Genomic DNA, 20,146 nt, shown 5'->3' on the forward strand with positions numbered 1-20,146 from the left:
CGTGTCATTTCATAAATAGAGCGGAGAACAATCTCTTGTTTCCGCTCCTATTTGATTCTATTTAGTTCACGAAATTACTTCGCGATGTTAGCGAAGTGCTTAACTGTGCGAACCAATTGTGCAGTGTAAGACATTTCGTTGTCGTACCAAGAAACTGTTTTAACGAGTTGCTTGTCGCCAACTGTCATGACTTTCGTTTGAGTCGCGTCGAAGAGTGAACCGTATGTGATTCCAACGATGTCAGAAGAAACGATTTCGTCTTCAGTGTAACCGAATGACTCGTTCGCTGCTGCTTTCATTGCTGCGTTTACTTCGTCAACAGATACTTGCTTGTCGAGTACAGTTACGAGCTCAGTGAGTGAACCTGTAGCAACTGGTACACGTTGTGCAGCACCGTCAAGTTTTCCTTGAAGTTCAGGGATTACGAGACCGATTGCTTTCGCAGCACCTGTTGTGTTAGGAACGATGTTCGCTGCAGCTGCACGCGCACGACGGAAGTCACCTTTCGGGTGTGGAGCGTCAAGCGTGTTTTGGTCGCCAGTGTAAGCGTGGATTGTCGTCATGAGACCTTCAACGATTCCGAACTGGTCTTGAAGTACTTTAGCCATTGGCGCCAAGCAGTTTGTTGTACAAGAAGCACCTGAGATAACTGTTTCAGTACCATCGAGGATGTCGTGGTTTGTGTTGTAAACAACAGTCTTCATGTCACCTGTAGCAGGAGCCGAGATAACAACTTTCTTCGCGCCAGCTTTCAAGTGAAGCTCAGCTTTTTCTTTTGAAGTGAAGAATCCAGTACATTCGAGAACGATGTCTACACCGAGGTCTCCCCATGGAAGTTCTTCAGGGTTACGGTTAGCAAGCGTGATAACTTTCTCTCCGTTTACGAGGAAGTGATCGTCGTGTACTTCAACTTCTCCGTCGAAACGACCTTGAGTCGTGTCATACTTGAGAAGGTGCGCAAGCATCTTCGTGTCTGTCAAGTCGTTGATTGCAACAACTTCGATTCCTTCGTTTTTGATGATCTCGCGGAATGCCAAACGACCGATACGTCCAAATCCGTTAATACCAACTTTTACTGCCATGTTAATTTCCTCCTTAGGGTAGAAGCTATTTATTGAAGAGCCAACGGGGGGTCAACTCTTTAATAACAAGTTAATAATTCTTTCGCCGCACCTTCGTCTGTGACGAGGATGATGTTCGACGTGTGTTTCGCATAAGCGGCGATCGCCTGTGCCTTCGATTTTCCTCCGGCAACCGCGATGACGGCATCCATGTCATCCAGCTCTTCGAGTTGGATTCCAACCGTCTTGACGCGATGGACGATTTCACCTTCAGCATTGAAATAATATCCGAATGCCTCGGCGACGGCGTCATGCCGTTCAATCATCCGCAAATGCTCCGGTGATGCGTGACGGCGCTTTGCCATCGTTTCTGCCTCACCAATTCCATGTACCACAATTCGCGCCGCTCTAATCATTTCCAACACATTTTTGATGCTAGGTTCCTCCACCATCCGGTCGAACGTTTCTTGTGATACTTCATCCGGAATATGTAGAAGATGATAGTCTGCGTGGGCCCGGTCCGCCATGCGTGAACAGACGGTGTTCGCCTGAAGTTCAAGCGTTTCACCGAGACCTCCGCGTGCGGGCACGAAATGCATCGGGCGTTCTTTTTTATCGGGCGACATCATCGCCGCGACCGATGCCATCGTCGTTCCTCCCGTTACCGCAATCACATTATCATCCGGTGCGAGCCGCGCTTTTAGTTGCGTGACCGCCGCCCGTCCGATATCGCGTTGGACCCAGAATGTCTCATCCGAGTCACCCGGTACGATGACGACTTGGCGAATCCCTAATTTCTCTTCGAGCTCTCTTGCCACTTCTGAGATCCCGAGAAGTTCTCCCATGATCTCGTGCAAGTCTCGTAAGACGTTTCGTCCCGTCTCACTGAGGGAAATTCCTTGAGTAGCGACGTAAAGAAGACCTTGATCTTTCAAAAAGTCGACTTCTCGTCTGAGTACCCGTTCGGTCAGTCCCAAGCTCGTTGCGAGTGTCCTGCGGCCAATCGGCTGCATCAAGCGGACATAATGTAAGATATCGTAACGATGTCGGAGCGTATCGAGCAGGTCAGGGACAATTTGCTTCTGAACGTGAATCAGTTGCTGGATCATGCTCATACCCCCTCGACTTTCAGTGTGGACAACTTTTGTCCCACTTTTTTATTTGCGTCCCACCGCTACGAGTTCATCTTATCAATCACTTTTCCGTCTGGCAACCCCTTCAAACGTTTTTTTTCGATGTAAGCGTATACTTAACAAAATCTTCAACTTTGTTGTCATCATATCGCCCTTGACTGATGACCACACCTTCATGTATGAGAACAGGGATTTCAAAGAGGTACTTTGCCTCGAGCACCTCATCCCCGGTGATGTCGATCTGTTCGAGTTCGATCGGATAATCTTCCTGTAACCATTCGAGCATGACGACCGCCTCGTCACATAGTGAGCAATTATCACGTTTATATAAAGTAAGTTTCATTTTCGTCATCCCTTCCATACCTGTCGCTCGCGCTCGCGCGAATTACCGAATCCAAGCTCTTCCCGATAGTTCGTCACCGTCCGCCGGGTCACTTGATAACCGTATCGAATCAATTCATTCGCAAGCGCCTGATCACTTTGTGGTGCCTTTTCTCGTTGAATCAGTTCTGCGAGTGCCCGTTTAATCATAAATGGCGAATCCCCGCGACTTGTAGACCGAACAAAAAAGTGTCGCCATTCCATGATGCCACTCTCGGTCTTGGCGAACTTCCCTTGGATGGCTCGTCCGACCGTCGATTCATGTTTTCCGATGAACTGTGCGACCGTCCGTCGGGTCAACGGATTAAGGACAAGTTCCCCTTTGAGCCACTCGGTCTGACGTGCTTCAATGATTGACCAAATCTCACGCAGCGTTTCGTTCCGCATCGAAAGGGACGTCATCCACCATTTCGCCTCACGGTCATTCCCGACACGCGTCTCGTCGAGTTCGGGACTGAGCCACGTCGTGACGAGTGTCCCCTCTTCATAGCGTACCTCGACTTCCGGAAAAACGTGACCCGTTTCTTCATATAATAGAGGACGTTTCGGAAGTGTCGCGACGATTCGTTCCAGTCTTGCCAATTCCTCCTCTGAAATAGCAAGAGCAGTCGTCATCTGTTGAGGACTCACCCCACTCTCAATCGCTTCGAATACATCGACGATGCGAGGGTCCTCATGTTCGATCGCATGTCGATATTGACACTCCCGTTCTGTTCTCGCCCCGATCCCCGTCGGTTCAAGAAATAAAAGCGCCTGCCTCGCCTGTTCGATTCGAGTGACGTCGACACCGAGTCGTGTCGCCAACACCTCGTTCGCATCCGGCAATAATCCCCGATGGTCGAGCAAGAGGACGAGTTGTCGTCGCAACGCTTTCTCATCCTCACTGCCGCTACCCTCATGAATCTGTGTGAACAGCTTCTCCTCAAACGAGCTCGCCGCATCTGCAATCCAATCGATGCTCCCGCTCCCGATTTGAATGTTCGTGTTATGTCGTGCAAGACGCGCAAGCCGGAATGCGAGCGCAAGACGGTCCGCCTCAAGGACCGATAACCGCTGCACGAGGTCTTGCGTCATCTGTTGTTGCTGGATTTGTTTTTGCTCCTGCCGTTGCATCGTTCTCCCCCCTCTTTTCTATTGTATCGAACCCGCTTCCGTCGCGCTCAAAAAAGCTATGTGAACAGGATTGCTTTTTCAATAAAACAAATGTATAATAAATTCGTGTCACAGATATGCACCCGTAGCTCAGGGGATAGAGCACTGGTTTCCGGTGCCAGGTGTCGGGAGTTCGAATCTCTCCGGGTGTATCAGATGTAGAGGTCAGGCAGATTGCCTGGCCTCTTTTTCGTTTCACGATAAGAAAATCGTGGAATAGGTGAAAAACGATGACTATCGTTTGACCATCATTGACTATACAGGTATGATGAAATTACAACCTACATAAAGGAGGCAGATTCAATGTTAATTCCAACAGTTATCGAACAGACAGGCCGTGGGGAGCGCGCGTATGACATCTACTCACGCTTGCTTAAAGACCGCATCATCCTTCTCGGAAGTGCGATTGACGACAACGTCGCGAACTCAATCGTCGCACAGCTCCTCTTCCTTGCGGCTGAGGACCCAGAAAAGGACATCTCACTCTACATCAACAGCCCAGGTGGTTCGATCACAGCGGGTATGGCGATCTATGACACGATGAACTTCATCAAGCCGAACGTGTCGACGATTTGTATCGGAATGGCTGCATCGATGGGTGCCTTCTTGCTCCAAGCCGGTGAAAAAGGAAAACGCTTCGCATTACCGAACGCAGAAATCATGATTCACCAACCGCTCGGCGGCACACAAGGCCAAGCGTCAGACATCAAGATTCACGCAGAACGCATCATCAAGATGCGCGAGAAGTTGAACCAAATCATGGCAGAAAACACTGGACAGCCACTTGAAGTCATCGAGCGCGATACAGAGCGTGACTACTTCATGGCAGCTGACCAAGCGAAAGACTACGGTCTCATCGACAAAGTCATGACACGTTAATTTTCCGAAAGACACACAATCCTAATTGGATGTGTGTCTTTTTTTATTGACTTCTGAAACCTGCAAGTTAAAAAGATATTGACCCTATTTTCTGAACAAGAGACCTATAATAAATAGGAATATATAGATAATGTAGACCAAATCGGGAGGTTTATTTTGAAAAAATTATTACATTTCAGTTCAATTATTCCGTTTGATGATTCGAATAATCATGCTTCATTACTGGAATATTGGATGCATTCACCTGAAGCCATATGTGCTCTTACTAAAGATGACGAAATTTGGTTCGTCAACCCTTCGTTCGAAAAGTTGCTTTCAGAATCCATCGAAGAATTTGTTGAAATACTGTTAAACGAATTGGACCCTTTTGCGGAATCCATGACTTCGTTACACGATGGGATTCAAGTTCGTCTTCAACCGTCGAATCGTCTATTTCAATTGATGCCCGTCCCTGTTTCTGTTCACCCTGAGATTACCTTGGTGTTCTCGGTGATGGAGCGAACATATGAAGATGAGCTCGCACAAGAACGCATGCGCTTTGATGCTTATCGTCAAGTCTTCGGCGACATTCACGGTCTCGCCCTCTTTGAGTTCAATTTAGAGACTCACTATTTCGAGACATTTGGATCATTGAAAGATATGTTCGGACTTAGCACTATTTCATCGGATACACATACACCGCTACTCTTCAAACAGTTACTCCATCCAGATGATTTAAATGTGTATTTAAAGATTCTTGGTGAGTTGATGATCGACCCTGAGATTGAGATGCGGGAGTCTGTTGTTCGAATCTTTCATTTAGAAGAATCGCAATACCACCCTTATGTCGTACGTAGCCATTTATCTATGGATCGAAAACTACTTACATGCGCGGTGATGGATCAATCGGTCTACCAAAGTGACAATGAGAAGATTGAGAAATTCAATCAGTTTATCGAAGCCGGGATGATGGAGTTTGATTTTCAGAGCGATACGTTCCAACACATTTCTCCTGGCCTATTCCGTATGATTGGATTTGAGATTGAGCCTTCTGATATCACGCTCGAATTTTGGAAGCAGTTTCTTCATCCAGAAGATTTGGAACTACTCACCTCATCACGTCATGAGACGTTACAAGGAGAATCCGCTACTTACATATATCGTGTTTATGTAAAGGATGAATTGAAGTGGGTGGAAGAAAAGCGTGAACCTATCTGGGATCAGAATAAAAATGTAACCGGTTACCGCTCCTATTTGAAAAATATTACGCGACTGCAAGAACAGGAGCAAGAAATCACCACATTACGGACAGTTGACCCGATTACGGGAATTGCCAATCGAGATACGTTAAAGACACATATCGAAGAACTACTAGAAGAGGCGCAATCCGTCACGATGATTGGAATTTCCTTCAATCACTATGCGGAGGTCAAACAAACACTAGGCTTTGAATTAGCGGATGAATGGAATGCCGTAACGATTGGCACGCTCCAACCTTACGTTCCTGAGGATGCCTTATTAGCTGTCATTCATGAAGATTTATATTGCATCGTGATTCCTAGTTATTGGACCGATGAGAGAGTCCGGCGTTTCGGTGAAAAGTTGACCACCTTGTCCGAACGCGCTTACAGCATCAGTGAGTATGAAATCTTCCCACACGTTTCCGTCGGTGTCTGTCGCTCCCCACATGACGGGATGACGGCGAACGAACTGATTGCCCATACCGTTCAGGTGACAAATCACGCTTACACACAGGGACATTCCAATCTGGCGTTCTATTCATCGAGCGTCGATTTGCCATCCTTGCGTCGCTATACGTTGATCAATGATTTACGCACCGCCATCAAAAATAGGGAGCTGTTTGTTGTCTATCAACCGAAAGTCCATGCGTGGACCGGTGAAATTGTTGGCGCTGAGGCACTGATGCGCTGGACACATCCAACTTGGGGACCCATCTCACCTGCTGAATTTATTCCGTTGATTGAGCACAACCAACAGATTGTGGAATTGACGGACTTTTTAATCGAGGAAGTCTGTCGATTTATGAATCAGCTTCCGACATGCATCCCGATTTCGATAAACATTCCGGCTTCCTATTTCTATCTAGATAACTACATGCAACAAATTCAACAATCCTATACGAGACACAACATCCTACCTCATTATTTAGAAATTGAAATTCCAGAATCAACGCTATTGGAGAACCGAGATCGAATGAAGTCCGTGTTTGAGACATTGAATGCATTCGGTATCACCGTGTCATTTGACGACTTCGGTACCGGTTATTCTTCACTCGCGTACGTACAGGATTATAATGTCCAAATCATGAAGGTCGACCGAATTTTCGCACACGGCATTCATCAAAATGTGAAGTCACAAGCCATCGTCCGTAGCTTGATGTATATCGCAAAAGAATTTGGTATGGATATCGTCGTAGAAGGTGTCGAATGTTTCCGTGATTTGAACTGGCTGCGGGACCATGGCGTCCAAACGATTCAAGGTTATCTCTTCAGTCCACCGGTCGAGAGCGAGCAGATGATTCGTCTCCTTGATCAAACGTATTTACCTCCGACAGAAGTGAGTTCACTCGAAGGTCACACGATGTTGATTCCCGTTCAAATGATTTTTTCTCGCATCCAATCGTTCACGTCCGATTTGGGTCGAGCACCTGCTCTAGTGTCAATGGAAGATCGTAAGTCGTTCAAATTATATACGACCTTGTTTTTACCGCCGAACGATTTTTTACAGTTCTCCATTCTGATGAAATCGCAGGACCAACCGATTCCTGTCAACATCATCGGAACTCCCGACTTCGAGGACGGGATTTACACATATGAATTAGAGCCAATTGAACAGAGTTTACTAGAGGGCGCTACTGAGCACGCCTTCCATCTCACTCCGGAGCAAGCTAAAAATACGTTACATCTTCATCATTTCCTTTAAAAAGAACGCATCGATGGATGCGTTCTTTTTTCTATTCGATGGGCATCCAAATCTCAATGATGTCGTCCGCTCCACCTTGCCCGTGAATATAACGCTCGAAGTCGACCGCGTCTCGTAGCGTCACATCTGGAACGTTTACTAGCTGCTCATACGTAGACGGAATCATCGGGATGCCTCCCTCCACCGTCGCGACGATATAGTTCCCTTTCGTCAGTTCGACACTTCGCGCACTTTCTCCCGACACCGGCTTCGTCATCCCCGCGACATAACCGTTCTCCTGCGGGAGACAGACCCCGTACGACTCGTCTGTCGTCAATTCTGGTTGAAGCTTGGCCCACATGTTCGGGATCTCCTCGAACGTACCACCATATCCATAGACGGAAATGGCTTCATTCAACATCTCATATCGAATCTTCATGTCGTTCCCTCCTGATTGCATCAATCGAATCTGCCTCTCGATTCGATGAAGTCGTTCGATTTCTGCCTGGACTTCATCCAATCGTGTTTCTAGTAATGTATCAACCGGTAGACCCGATTGAATTTGTTCTAGACGGAGTCCAATTTGACGTAATCGTTTGATTTCACTTAACCGTCGAATCTCTTCCATCCCGTACATTCGATACTGATTCTCGGTCCGCGTCGGGCGGACCAATCCGCGCGCTTCATAAAATTTGATCGCCTTGACCGACAATCCGGTCACATGGGCGACTCTTCCGATTGGAATCACGGTTTCCCCACCTCCTACTTTCACTGTACAGTTGCCCCTTAGAGGCAGGTCAACCATTAGTTTTCAGGGACCCGGACACCGAAGACGTATCGGCTATCTCCTTGCGACCACTCTCCGCCGACTTCATAGAGATAGATGCCCGGCTCATCCGGAACGACGAGTTCGGAAGGGACGAGTTCTCCATCCTCGATTCGATTGAAACTCGATGTCATCGGTTCTGCATGATAGACGACATCGATCCGGTCTCCCGGTTTGACAGTGATCAGTTGAAGATCGTCCGCTTCCGGTAGTCCGTAATCGGCGCATGTCGCTTGATTGCCGGTCTCCCAACAGTACGTCGATTGTTCCACTTCTGCCGATACCGAACCAACCCGAATCGTTGGAAGTGGCGGCTTGACACTGTCCTCTCCATCCCTAAATAAGGTCATGGCGAAATAAACGATTCCCGCCCCGACAAGCACAAACAGTAAGATCATCCACACACGCCGATTTCGTTTCACGGTCTCATCTCCTTTCTTCACTAGTTCCCTGTCACGAGATAAAATCCCTACTCTAACAAAAAAAGACCCACTTTCGTGAGTCTTGTGCGTCATTTCGGGCGACGCAGTCCTTTCATCATATAACCGCCTTTGAAGTCGATTGGGTCAAATGCGACGAGGAACGCTTTCGGTTCATGCTTCTCGACGAGTTCACGCAGTTCTTTCATCCGGGTACGGGCCGCCAATACGTCAAGACGGTAACGGACCCCGTCACGTCCTTGCCCTTGATAATGCGTAACTCCATATCCGTTGTCACGCATCTGTTGGATGAGTTCCGCTGGATATTCTTTCGTATGGACTTGAATCATGTTGTAACCGATGGCGAGTTTTCGTTCGACGAAACCGCCAAGTAAGATTCCGAGCCCGAAGCCGACCGCATACACGATCATACCGACCGTTGTCAGATCCTGGAACACGATGCCGAGCGCAAAAATATAGATGAGCGTTTCTAACGTTCCGAATAGACCGGCGATGACGGTCTTCCCTTTCACGAGCATGATCGTCCGGAGCGTTAACACCGGAACGTAGATTAGTTGTAGCAGTAGGATGAGTAAGATTTGACCCATTTGATCGACCTCCGTTCCAATTCATTATCACCACTATTCCAAATTTCTGAAAGAGATGCAACTAAAAAAGGCTGACCGGAGTCAACCTTTCACTTAGTTATCTAGATTCTTTACGCTCGTGAGCAACTCGTAGTCTTTACGAATGACTTCGTAGATTGCGTTCTTGTCCCCGTTCAACAACTCTTCCGCACGAAGCTGGTTCAAGAAGAGGCTTGTAGCGAACGTGACGAGTGCACTTTTCGGAATTCCGATTTCTTTAGCACGCTCTGTGATGACCTGGTCGAGCTTAGCGTCAATCGTGAGCGATAATCTTTTCTTTTCATTCGACATAATGATGAAGCTCCTTTTACTCGCTTTTCATAAAACCTATACACAATTGCTTATTATATAGGAAGAATGGTTTTGGCGCAACCGCATCACGAGGATGCGATCTCATCGCCGCTGCGCACGCGCTCGGCAATCTGGTCAATTTTACGAAGTCTATGGTTGATTCCTGACTTCGAGATCGGACCGGACTCGAGCATCTCCCCGAGCTCTTGTAACGAGACGTCTTGATGCGTGACGCGCAGTTCGGCGATTTCCCGCAATTTTTTCGGTAAGACGTCGAGTCCGACCGTCCGCTCCAAGAACTTGATGTTCTCGACTTGGCGCAATGCCGCACCGACCGTCTTGTTCAAGTTGGCCGTCTCACAGTTGACGAGACGGTTGACGGAGTTTCGCATATCTTTGATGATTCGTGCGTCTTCGAACTCCAACATACCCCGGGTCGCCCCGATCAACTTGAGGAAGTCCGAAATCTTTTCACTTTCTTTCATATACAGGATATGCCCTTTTTTCCGTTCGAGCGTCTTCGCATTCAACTCAAATCGGTTCGCCAAATCACGTAGTGCCTGGTTATGATTTTCGTACAAGCTATAGATTTCGAGGTGGTACGAGGACGTTTTCGGATGGTTGATTGACCCGCCTGCGAGGAAGGCGCCACGCAAGTAAGCGCGCGCTAAGTTCTCGTCCCCCGTCATATCCGAGTTCAGTGTCCGAATCATCTCGTAATTTTCTCCGAGGATCTCAAGATCCCGAAGCATCGTCTCCGCATGCTGTGACACTCGGACGATGTAGACGTTGTTCTTTTTCAAACGCATTTTCTTCCGTACGAACAAGTCTAACGGATGGTCGTAAAGGCGTTTCATCAACGAGTAAATCCGTCGGGCGATCGAGGCGTTCTCCGTCGAGACATCTAAGGTCATACCTCGTCCAAGGGCGAGCGAGATGACCCCATTCATCCGAACGAGTGCCGACAGTTCCGCTTTCGCTTCCGCGTCGGTCACTTCGAGTTGTGTCAATTCTTTCTTCACATCTGATGCAAAGCTCATCGAGTCCCCCTCCTTTCTATCTTTCCAACAATCTTTATTTCAGTTCCAATTCTTGAAATGAGCGCGGCTTCTTGATGCGGAGTACCCGCTGCATGACGAGTCCGGCGATGGCGTCGGAATCATGACGGATATACTCCCGATTATAGTCGACGATGTCCCCAGCGAGAACGTTCGTGCCATAGTTCCGGAGCTTCTTCCGATCGAAACGGACTTCTTCCGATCCATCCTCACGGTAACGCTCCAAATACTCTTCTTCAATCGGTTCGTTGTTGACGACAATCGTGTCAATCGATGCCTTCCCAAGGTACGACTCGATGACTTTCAAGTGTTTCATCGCGTCATAGCCTTTCGTCTCACCTGGTTGCGTCATCACGTTACAGATATAGACGACCGGGACTTTCGAGCGGATGATGGCTTCCCGTACAGCTGGGATAAGCAAGTTCGGGATGATACTCGTATAGAGACTCCCTGGACCGAGCACGATGACATCTGCCTCTTCAATCGCCTCGACGACGCCCGGGGCCGGTTCAATGCCTTCTTCGAGTAAAAACATCCGTTTGATCGGTTGCTCATGAAGGGGGATCTTGGATTCCCCTTGGACGATGGTGCCGTCCTCAAACTCGGCTGCGAGGGTCATGAGCGTCTCAGTCACCGGCAATACTTTTCCTTGTGCGTTCAAGAGCTGCGACATGACATCGATCGCTTTGACAAACGAGCCTTCGCAGATGTGGGTCGCCGCCGTGAGCATCAAGTTTCCAAGGGAATGCCCTTCTAAACCAAATCCCGTATCGAAGCGGTATTGTAAAATCTTATCCATTAACGGTTCGACTTCCGACAATGCCAAGATGACATTACGGATATCGCCCGGAGGCAACATATGAAACTCGTCACGAAGACGTCCCGAGCTCCCCCCGTCGTCCCCGACCGTGACGATTGCCGTGATATCGAGTGGATAATGTTTCAACCCACGAACGAGAGTGGACAATCCTGTCCCTCCCCCGATAGCGACTACTTTCCGATCTCGTCTCATGTCACTTCTCCTTCGTCGCGTGAGCGAGGTCTCGGTGGACCGTCTTCACGTTATAACGTTCAGCAAAGTGCTCCGACACTTTCTCAGCGAAGGTAATCGACCGATGCTTCCCACCGGTGCAACCGAACGCCACGACGACTTGCGTCTTGCCTTCCCGTTTATATTGCGGGAGAAGGAACTCGAGCATGTCGATCAACTTTTTATAAAATGCTCGTGCCTCCGGGTGAGACATGACGTATTCCTGTACTTCTGTCGTCTGACCCGTGAGTGGACGGAGCTCAGGGATATAGAATGGGTTCGTGATGAAGCGAACATCGAACAACAAGTCGATATCGAGCGGAACCCCATGTTTGAAACCGAATGACATGAAGTTGACTGTGAACGGGATCCGTTCTTCGTTGAACTGTTGGAGGATGCGGTCCTTCAACATCTGAGGCTTCAATTCACTCGTATCATACAGCGTGTGAGCCCGATCACGGAACCCTTCTAACAGTTCGCGCTCCATCTTGATGCCGACAAGTGGCGCATCTTCCGGTGCGAGCGGATGAGACCGTCGCGTCTCTTTATAACGGCGAACGAGCACGTCGTCCCGCGTCTCTAAATACAACAGGTGCGGATGCACATTCTTTTTTTCCAAATCGTCGATGACGATGAATAAGCTATCGATAAAGTCTCGTGTCCGTGTATCGATGGCGACCGCGATTTTCGGTCGGACCGAGCTGATGACATCAATCAATTGTGGCAAGAGCACCGGTGGCAAGTTGTCGACACAAAAATAGCCGAGGTCCTCGAAACTATTCATGGCGACCGACTTCCCAGCCCCGCTCATCCCACTGATGATGATCAATTCTTCTAATCCCTTAAAGTCTTCCATCTCGCTGACGCCCCCTTAAAATTGACAACCGAGCCGTGTGTGTAGCTCTCTCCATCTAGTATAACGAACGTCCGAAAAAAAGAGAAGGACCGCGGTTCCCCGCAGTCCTACCTTCTTGAATCATGCGTTTTGTTCTTGCAACGATTCGAGGAGCCCCTCGATGAAGTGTTGAGCATTCTGAGCGGCAATCGACCCGTCGTTCGTCGCTGTGACGACTTGACGGAGCGTTTTCTCACGGACGTCACCGGCCGCGAAAATCCCTGGGATGTTCGTTTCCATCGCCTCGTTCGTGACGATGTAACCTTGTTCGTTCGTGATGCCGAGGTCTTGAACGAATCCTGTGATCGGGTTCATCCCGATATAGATGAAGACGCCGTCAATCTCGTGGTCTGTCTCTGTCCCGTCAACTGTGCTGACGAGACGAGCTCCACCGACTTTCCCGTCTTTCTCTGTGATTTCTTTCAATGTGTGGTTCCAAATGAAATCGATTTTCTCATTGTCGAACGCACGTTTTTGAAGAATCTTCTGAGCGCGAAGCTCATCACGACGGTGAACGATCGTCACTTTGTTCGCAAAGCGTGTCAAGAAGACACCTTCTTCAACAGCCGAGTCGCCACCGCCGATGACGAACAAATCTTTCCCTTTGAAGAAGGCTCCGTCACATACCGCACAGTACGATACGCCACGGCCACCGAGTTCTTCTTCTCCCGGTACGCCGATTTTCTTATACTGAGCACCAGAGGCGAGGATGATTGCACGTGCTTTATAGTCACGGTTGTGCGCATGCACGATTTTATATTGTGTTTCATCCGAGATGCTTTGCACGTCCCCATATGCATACTCCGCACCGAACGCTTTCGAATGGTCGAACATTTTTTGAGACAAGTCAGGACCAAGGATGCTGTCATAGCCCGGATAGTTCTCGATGTCTTCCGTGTTGGCCATCTGACCACCTGGAATCCCACGTTCAATCATAAGTGTTGAAAGGTTCGCACGTGAAGCATATAGCGCAGCGGTCATTCCGGCAGGACCGGCACCGATGATAATGACGTCATAAATTTTTTCTTCTGTCATGTTGATTCCACCTCTGCAAGAAATTGATTGCCTTTAGTATAAGAAACCTGTAAGGGTATCGTCTATCTTTATGCTTGTTCGAGTGTCCGTTTGAACGAACGAACCGTCTCTGTCAACGTGTCGACCGAGAGATGGAAGGCGTCCGCACAATCTTCGAGAATCAATGCGTCCCGTTTCGTATAAAACATCCAGACGAGCGCAGCGGCCGATGCCGTTACGTCCATGAATGATTCATCAGACAACAGAAGCGTCGCGAAACGTTCATAGAAGTCGCCCTCTAGGCTCATCCGTTCCGCTTCTGATACATGTGCTTCAGCCAAGACGAGCGCATCAAACGCACGCTTGATCCGGACGTCTCCTTTGAACGGTTGCTGACAAAGGTCGGCACGACACATCTCTGCGAACGCACGGACCGTCTCGTTTTCCGTCACCGCATTCGTGAGCGCAAGCGCTTCGAACGCTTCGTCATCTTTTAAGTTGGCGATGATTCGGATAATCTCGATTCGAGCCAAGTCGCTCTCTTGACGCAATCCTTGGACGAGTGCCGAACGAAATTCGAGGTTTTCTCGGATGTCGAAGCTTTGTTTCTCTTCAAACTGTTTCATCTCTTCATTGTTCAAGTAGGTGGCTGCCTCTTCAAGTCGTCCTGTCTTATAGGCAGACACGCTGAGCCAATGCCCAAACAATGGGTCCCCACGGAATCCGCGGTCTTTCAATAGACGCAGTTCTTCATATGCACGGTCGTAATGTCCGACAAGCGCGAGTGTCGTCGCCAATTTATAACGTAAGTCAAATTGGAGTGGACGGACACGTGTGAGCGGTGTCGACAACTGCAGGGCCACTTCCGATTGACCCGCTTCATGGAGCAAGAGAATCGTGTTCAAGATTGCATGCAAGTTGCCTGGATTTTGGTCGAGCACGTATTCGAGCGTCCGGAATGCCGCTTGGTCATCACCAAGGTAAAAACTGACGACCGACAGATTGTTGTATGCTGGCCAAAACGATGGATATTGACCGATGAGACGCTCGAGTGTCGCCTTTGCCGCAAACAATCGTCCTTTATCGATTTGACGCTGCGCTTCCGTATGCCACGTGATCAATTCGTCTTCTTCCTCGTCCTCTAGCTCTTGTTCGAGTTCGATCAGTTCAAGAAGGGATTGCACGGCTTCCGTGAAGTGACCTTTCGTGTCACGGGCGAGATATTCGGATGCATAGTGCGCCGCTTCCTCATATTGAGAGACATAGGCACAGTTGCTTGCTAAGTGATACAGTGCCTCTGTTGCGGTCTCATCGAGCTCTAGTACTCGTTTCCACACGTCATTGGCGTGGTAGACCTCCCCTACTTCAAATAACAGTTCTGCGTACTGTTTATGATAGTCGACGCGATGCGTGGCTGCCGCTGTCGCTTCAGCCATGAAAAAAGTCGCTTCATCCAGGCGACCTTCACGTAACGCACGACGACCTCTATAGTAGTGGAGCTCCGCAGCGAGCGGAGATTCTGGTTCGGGTAGCGTCATTACTGCTTCATAGTTCGCTTCCATATTCTAAATCCTCCACATCATCTCTAAATCTTTTTTTAGTTGCAGGGATAAGAATACCGCACTCGAACAGCGAGGGCAACTGAAAAAGTTAAAAAAAATTGCGACTATATTCCCTCTATAATGAATATTTTTTACTAGGTTCAAAAATTGTTTTTGAACGAAAATATGATAGCTTCATTTCTGTACATTTATCCATGAAAAAGCGGCATCTCTTTAAAAAAAAGTGATACCGCTCAAGTATTATTGATTCTGTATGAACAAAATACTCATGAAAACATTTTGCGAAAAATTGTGTCAAATATGTGTCAACGATTGAAGCTTTGAACCGATGACCCGCTCTCCTGGTAAGACGTCACGGTGCACGACCGCGCCCGCGCCGATGACGGCACCGTCCCCGATGGTCACCCCCGGCAGGATGGTAACGTTCGCACCGATCAATACGCCATCACCGATGATGACGTCCCCGATCCGATACTCGTCTACGAGATACTCATGACAGAGGATCGTCGAATTGAATCCGATGACCGTATTGCGACCAATCGTGATACGTTCCGGGAACATGACGTCCGGTGTGACCATGAGAGCAAGGGCACTATATTCTCCGATATTCATCCCGAGGAACGTCTGGTAAAGCCAACGCTTTGCCTTCACCGACGGAAAGTAACGACCGACCAGAACGACCGTCGTGTTTTTGAAGACACGCAGAAAGCGAATCGTCTGATACATTTGCCAAAGCGGATTCGGTCCCTCGATGTGATATCGTGTCGTCTTACGCATGAATACTGACCTCGTCTAGCCACGCCTCGAAATGTTCCATCGAGTCGATGATGATGTCCGGTTCGAGCGATTCGAGGAATGGACGCCCTTTGAGGGCCCAGCCGACAGCGACCGTCTTCGTTCCGGCATTTTTCCCGCTGAAGATATCCGTGTCGTTGTCTCCGACCATGACGGCGCGTTCTGGTGACGAGTCGAGTGCTTGTAGTGCACGCTCGACCGGTTCAGCGTGAGGTTTTTCGTTCTCGACATCATCCGCTGTCACGACGACGTCAAATAAGTGGTCGATGTTGAACAATCGAAGACCGCGCTCGACGACTGGACGACCTTTCGACGTGACGATGCCCATCTTGTATCCTTTCGCATGAAGGCGATATAACCCCTCGATGACTCCTGGGTACTCTGCGACGAGTTGGTCATGCATGGCGATGTTGAAGCTTCGGTAGAAGGCTTGCATCTCTTTCCATTCCGGCTCGTTGAGTTCACGGAACGATTTTTCGAGCGTCGGTCCGATGAATCGATAAATGTCTTCATCCCGATACGTATGTTCCGGGAAATAATAGTCGAACGTATGGCGGAAACTCGCGATAATGAGTGGGTTCGTATCGAGTAATGTACCGTCTAAATCAAATAAGAGCGTATCCATTAATCAAACAATCCTTTCTCTGATGGGTCGTTGTAACGTTTCGCCTTGCGACGAAGAATCATCGTGACGATACCGAAGAGGATCAAGGCGATTGACACCATTTGCGCCGCACGCAAATCTCCGGACATGAGACTGTCCGTACGAAGTCCCTCGATATAGAAGCGACCGATTGAGTACCAGACGAGGTATGACAAGAAGATATACCCACGTCGTGGATTGCCAATCATGCGCCACGCGACGAGAAGGATGACCCCGATGATATTCCATACACTTTCATATAAGAAGGTCGGGATATAATAAGTCCCATCAATGTACATCTGATTGACTATCCAGTCTGGTAGCATGAGCGTATCTTGCAAGAAACTACGCGTCGTCTCGCCACCATGTGCCTCTTGGTTCATAAAGTTTCCCCAACGCCCAATGGCTTGTCCAAGAAGAAGCGATGGCGCCAAGATGTCCGTCACTTTCCAGAACGACATCGACTTTCGCATACAATAGACGATGACGACAAGGAGAGCACCGAAGATGGCTCCATGAATGGCAATCCCACCTTGACGAATGTCGATGATTTGTCCGAGGTTCTCTGAATAATAATCCCATTGGAACGTCACGTAATAAATGCGCGCGAAGACGATGCTGATCGGAATCGACCAGATGACGACATCCACGAGTCGTTCCGAATCATAATTGATACGTTTTGCTTCGTATAAGGCGAGGACGAGACCAAGCATCGCCCCGAAGGCGATAATCATGCCGTACCAATAGATTGGCAAAGAGCCAATCTCAAACGCCACACGATCAAATGTCGGTTCTACCATGCTCACAAGTCTCCTTCAGTATCCTGAATCGCGTTCGCGAGACGTTCCGCGAACTCTTCAGCCGTATTGATTCCCATATTTTGCAGACGATAGTTCATCGCTGCGACCTCGATGATGACTGCCAAGTTTCGACCAGGTCGAACGGGGATGGTCAAGAGTGGAACTTCACTGTCGATGATTTTCATCGTATTGTGGTCGAGTCCGACACGGTCGTATACTTTGCCCGCGTCCCAGTTCTCCAAGTTGACGATGAGACTGATCTTTTTATGCGACCGAACCGCACCCGCACCGAACAACGTCATGACGTCGATGATGCCAATTCCACGAATCTCGAGCAGGTGACGAATGAGCTTCGGTGCTGATCCGACGAGGAGCTGGTCCCCCGTTTGACGAATCTCGACTGAATCATCGGCAACGAGGCGGTGCCCCCGTTTGACGAGTTCAAGTGCCGTCTCAGATTTCCCGACACCACTCTGGCCCTTGATGAGGACACCAACACCGTAAATATCGACGAGCACACCGTGCATCGCCGTCATCGGTGCTAGTTCCATCTCTAGGAAGTTCGTAATTTGTGATTCAATCGATGTCGTCACCGCATTCGTCCGCATGAGAGGAACGTTTGCTGCTTCCGCCTCTTCTTCGATTTCTTTTGGAATATCGAAGCCACGCGTGATTAAAATTCCTGGCGTCTGTTCCGTACACAAGATTTTAGCTCGTTCACGACGCTTCTCTTCCGAGAGGCTCGCATAGAATGTCAACTCCGTCTTCCCAAGCACTTGCAGGCGGTTTTTGGCATAGTGCGTATAATAGCCAGCAAGGACGAGACCCGGTCGACTCAGGTCGGGTGTTGCGACCGGTCGATGAAGTCCTTCCTCTCCCGCAATAACTTGAAGTTTAAAACGCTCAACAACTTGAGCGGTACGTACGATATTTTGCATCAGTATCTGCCCCTTTCACGCTCATTATTGTATCATAGCTCTTTCTAAGACGGGCTAGGGAAGTGATGAAGAACGTGTCAAAAAATTGTTGAAACCATCCTATTACACCGTTCGTATGTAGGGTATAGGCTAACTAGGAGGTGGAATAATGGAAGGTTTATTTGGAATTGTCATCTTATTTGCGCTAGTGATTGGAATTGGGTCCCTCGTTTACATCATCAAATCGTTAATCGATATGTGGAAAGAATATGCCGCGACGAAAAATGAGACGATCTTGCTATTGTTCATCTTGAACATCATCGGATTCTTCTTGTCCGGAGCGCTCATCTCCATGATTGTCGCCATCATCTTCTATTGGAATCGCTCGAAGTCGATGCGCCTTCTTGGAATCATTCTCTTGATTGCCGGACCGGTCCTCTTCATCGTGTTTGCTATCAGCGCCTTCACTCTGTTTGATACACAGATGATGGATTGGCAACAGATGGAGTACGAAATGAATCTATAATCAAAAAATCCCGAAGGCTGAGCCTTCGGGATTTTCTTATTGTTGATGGAACGGATTGTTCAAATCGCCCGGGTCGACAGGATCGACCGGGTCAGCCGGTTCCACTTTATCTTCATCGAGGAATGTGGATGGCGTATAGACCGAACCGTGCTCCAAATCGATTGTACCGGTACGCGTCCCCGCCTCGACTTCGATACGAGGGGTTTGACCGCGACCCGATAAGAATTCCAGACGACGCTGTGCGACGTCCTTGCGGTCACGGATGATTTCGAGCTCATCAAGCAAGCAATGCAGACCACCGAAGTTTGTCTCGAGCTCCCCTTCGACCTCGACGCCGTGTGGTAACACGAGTCGAATGTTCCCGGCGAGTGACGCGAGTTCAAATTTCGCAGGACGAGCTGTCGCCAGTTCCGCGCGGATGTTTCCGTTCCCGGTCTTGAGGGAGGCTTTATCATACTTCCCACCGACGATGACGGCACCGTTTCCGGTCCGAACGTGAACGAGTTCCGCTTCGACACCTTCGACCTCGACCGTCCCATTACCAGTGTTCAGTAATAGTTCGGATGCATGCACGTCATGGAGCACGACACGCCCGTTTGCGGTTTGCACACGAACGTTCTCGACATCGAGACCATCGGCACGGACTTCACCGTTCAACGTTTGAACAAGAAGATGGTTGAAATGGTGGTGCGGGACGTACAGTTCCACGTGTGCCCGGACGAGTTTGTCACGGAGCGAAACGACGAGACGATCACCAATGACAGAGTGCTTAACCGCAGACTGTAACTGTTCGAGCGCCTTATCCGCGTCTTGTTGGCGAAGCGGACGACCCGTGACAATCAGTTCACAATCTTCGGCATCAGACGAAACAATCGTCGCCGACGCGTTGAACAGGTCGAGCGAGATATCACTACCTGTGAACGGGAACGACTTCGAATACGTCACTTCCGGACCAAAGTTCGAGCTGAATGAAAAGTCGCTGTCGCGAAGTTTCGTCACGAGCCCTTCCACTGCAGATGTCAGTTTCGTTGTGAGCGATTCAACCGAATAGGCATCGACCTTTTCTGTATCCTGTCGCTCTTCAAGCGCTTGAACCTGTTCCGGTTCAAGTCGCTCGAGACGTTCGAGTTGCGTCATCGCCTCCTCGATCGTCATCTTGCCTTCCTTCACTTGCTGGAGAATCAGTTCACGCATTTCTTGTTTCACGTTCGTTTTC

The 20,146-nt window shown here is 48.9% G+C and carries 21 protein-coding genes and 1 tRNA gene; 4 read left to right on the top strand and 18 right to left on the bottom strand.

Going from position 1 to position 20,146, the window contains the following annotated elements; genetic code table 11:
* Nucleotides 1-74: 74 nt before the first annotated feature.
* From gap to F3H97_RS07755, 4 genes are all read right to left on the bottom strand, one after another.
* A complete protein-coding gene (gene gap, locus F3H97_RS07740) occupies nt 75-1,082 on the bottom strand; it encodes a type I glyceraldehyde-3-phosphate dehydrogenase (protein WP_012726912.1) in 1,008 nt (335 codons plus the stop codon).
* A gap of 59 nt (nt 1,083-1,141) precedes the next feature.
* A complete protein-coding gene (locus F3H97_RS07745) occupies nt 1,142-2,170 on the bottom strand; it encodes a sugar-binding transcriptional regulator (protein ID WP_230872830.1) in 1,029 nt (342 codons plus the stop codon).
* A gap of 109 nt (nt 2,171-2,279) precedes the next feature.
* Entirely contained in the window at nt 2,280-2,537 is a 258-nt protein-coding gene (locus F3H97_RS07750) for a glutaredoxin family protein (protein ID WP_230872831.1), read from the bottom strand.
* A 5-nt stretch (nt 2,538-2,542) separates the two neighbouring features.
* Nucleotides 2,543-3,688, bottom strand: coding sequence for an RNA polymerase factor sigma-54 (locus F3H97_RS07755; RefSeq protein WP_196430990.1), 1,146 nt, complete (start codon nt 3,686-3,688; stop codon nt 2,543-2,545).
* A 118-nt stretch (nt 3,689-3,806) separates the two neighbouring features.
* Between F3H97_RS07755 and F3H97_RS07760 the strand changes: the two genes are divergently transcribed.
* The 3 genes from F3H97_RS07760 (at nt 3,807) to F3H97_RS07770 (ending at nt 7,528) form a co-directional block, all read left to right on the top strand.
* Nucleotides 3,807-3,879 (top strand) — tRNA-Arg (locus F3H97_RS07760).
* A gap of 151 nt (nt 3,880-4,030) precedes the next feature.
* Complete coding sequence (gene clpP, locus F3H97_RS07765; RefSeq protein WP_012726916.1) at nt 4,031-4,606, top strand: ATP-dependent Clp endopeptidase proteolytic subunit ClpP; 576 nt, start codon at nt 4,031-4,033, stop codon at nt 4,604-4,606.
* Nucleotides 4,607-4,762: 156 nt separating this feature from the next.
* A complete protein-coding gene (locus F3H97_RS07770; RefSeq protein ID WP_196430991.1) occupies nt 4,763-7,528 on the top strand; it encodes a putative bifunctional diguanylate cyclase/phosphodiesterase in 2,766 nt (921 codons plus the stop codon).
* Between the two features lie 31 nt (nt 7,529-7,559).
* Here F3H97_RS07770 and F3H97_RS07775 read toward each other — a convergent pair whose 3' ends face one another.
* From F3H97_RS07775 to hprK, 13 genes are all read right to left on the bottom strand, one after another.
* Complete coding sequence (locus tag F3H97_RS07775) at nt 7,560-8,255, bottom strand: MerR family transcriptional regulator (protein WP_196430992.1); 696 nt, start codon at nt 8,253-8,255, stop codon at nt 7,560-7,562.
* Nucleotides 8,256-8,311: 56 nt separating this feature from the next.
* Nucleotides 8,312-8,755, bottom strand: coding sequence for a hypothetical protein (locus F3H97_RS07780; protein ID WP_370568558.1), 444 nt, complete (start codon nt 8,753-8,755; stop codon nt 8,312-8,314).
* 89 nt (nt 8,756-8,844) lie between these two features.
* On the bottom strand, nt 8,845-9,360 hold the full coding sequence (locus F3H97_RS07785) for a DUF2179 domain-containing protein (RefSeq protein ID WP_012726919.1): 516 nt from the start codon (nt 9,358-9,360) through the stop codon (nt 8,845-8,847).
* A gap of 93 nt (nt 9,361-9,453) precedes the next feature.
* Entirely contained in the window at nt 9,454-9,690 is a 237-nt protein-coding gene (locus tag F3H97_RS07790; protein ID WP_012726920.1) for a hypothetical protein, read from the bottom strand.
* Nucleotides 9,691-9,776: 86 nt separating this feature from the next.
* Nucleotides 9,777-10,730 (bottom strand): DNA-binding protein WhiA, encoded by a 954-nt coding sequence (gene whiA, locus F3H97_RS07795; RefSeq protein WP_012726921.1) that lies wholly within the window; start codon nt 10,728-10,730, stop codon nt 9,777-9,779.
* Between the two features lie 34 nt (nt 10,731-10,764).
* Nucleotides 10,765-11,760, bottom strand: a complete 996-nt coding sequence (locus tag F3H97_RS07800; protein ID WP_074036285.1) for a gluconeogenesis factor YvcK family protein — start codon at nt 11,758-11,760, stop codon at nt 10,765-10,767.
* 1 nt (nt 11,761) lies between these two features.
* Entirely contained in the window at nt 11,762-12,634 is an 873-nt protein-coding gene (gene rapZ / locus F3H97_RS07805) for an RNase adapter RapZ (protein ID WP_031422867.1), read from the bottom strand.
* Between the two features lie 120 nt (nt 12,635-12,754).
* A complete protein-coding gene (gene trxB / locus F3H97_RS07810; RefSeq protein ID WP_074036283.1) occupies nt 12,755-13,708 on the bottom strand; it encodes a thioredoxin-disulfide reductase in 954 nt (317 codons plus the stop codon).
* Between the two features lie 68 nt (nt 13,709-13,776).
* Complete coding sequence (locus tag F3H97_RS07815; protein ID WP_196430994.1) at nt 13,777-15,249, bottom strand: tetratricopeptide repeat protein; 1,473 nt, start codon at nt 15,247-15,249, stop codon at nt 13,777-13,779.
* Between the two features lie 294 nt (nt 15,250-15,543).
* Entirely contained in the window at nt 15,544-16,026 is a 483-nt protein-coding gene (locus F3H97_RS07820; protein WP_074036278.1) for an acyltransferase, read from the bottom strand.
* The gene (gene ppaX / locus F3H97_RS07825) at nt 16,019-16,669 is read right to left on the bottom strand and encodes a pyrophosphatase PpaX (protein WP_196430995.1); all 651 of its coding nucleotides are present in this window, start codon (nt 16,667-16,669) and stop codon (nt 16,019-16,021) included. Before ppaX ends, F3H97_RS07820 begins: the two co-directional genes overlap by 8 nt.
* The gene (lgt, locus tag F3H97_RS07830) at nt 16,669-17,487 is read right to left on the bottom strand and encodes a prolipoprotein diacylglyceryl transferase (RefSeq protein ID WP_074036274.1); all 819 of its coding nucleotides are present in this window, start codon (nt 17,485-17,487) and stop codon (nt 16,669-16,671) included. Before lgt ends, ppaX begins: the two co-directional genes overlap by 1 nt.
* A gap of 2 nt (nt 17,488-17,489) precedes the next feature.
* The gene (gene hprK / locus F3H97_RS07835) at nt 17,490-18,425 is read right to left on the bottom strand and encodes an HPr(Ser) kinase/phosphatase (protein ID WP_012726929.1); all 936 of its coding nucleotides are present in this window, start codon (nt 18,423-18,425) and stop codon (nt 17,490-17,492) included.
* Nucleotides 18,426-18,573: 148 nt separating this feature from the next.
* On the opposite strand from hprK, the gene F3H97_RS07840 reads away from it, so the two are divergent.
* A complete protein-coding gene (locus F3H97_RS07840; RefSeq protein WP_012726930.1) occupies nt 18,574-18,930 on the top strand; it encodes a hypothetical protein in 357 nt (118 codons plus the stop codon).
* A gap of 36 nt (nt 18,931-18,966) precedes the next feature.
* Here the strand turns inward: F3H97_RS07840 and F3H97_RS07845 are convergent, their stop codons facing one another.
* Complete coding sequence (locus F3H97_RS07845; protein ID WP_012726931.1) at nt 18,967-20,136, bottom strand: DUF4097 family beta strand repeat-containing protein; 1,170 nt, start codon at nt 20,134-20,136, stop codon at nt 18,967-18,969.
* Between the last annotated feature and the right edge of the window lie 10 nt (nt 20,137-20,146).

This window comes from Exiguobacterium sp. SRB7LM (genome assembly GCF_015712685.1).
GTDB lineage: Bacteria > Bacillota > Bacilli > Exiguobacteriales > Exiguobacteriaceae > Exiguobacterium > Exiguobacterium profundum.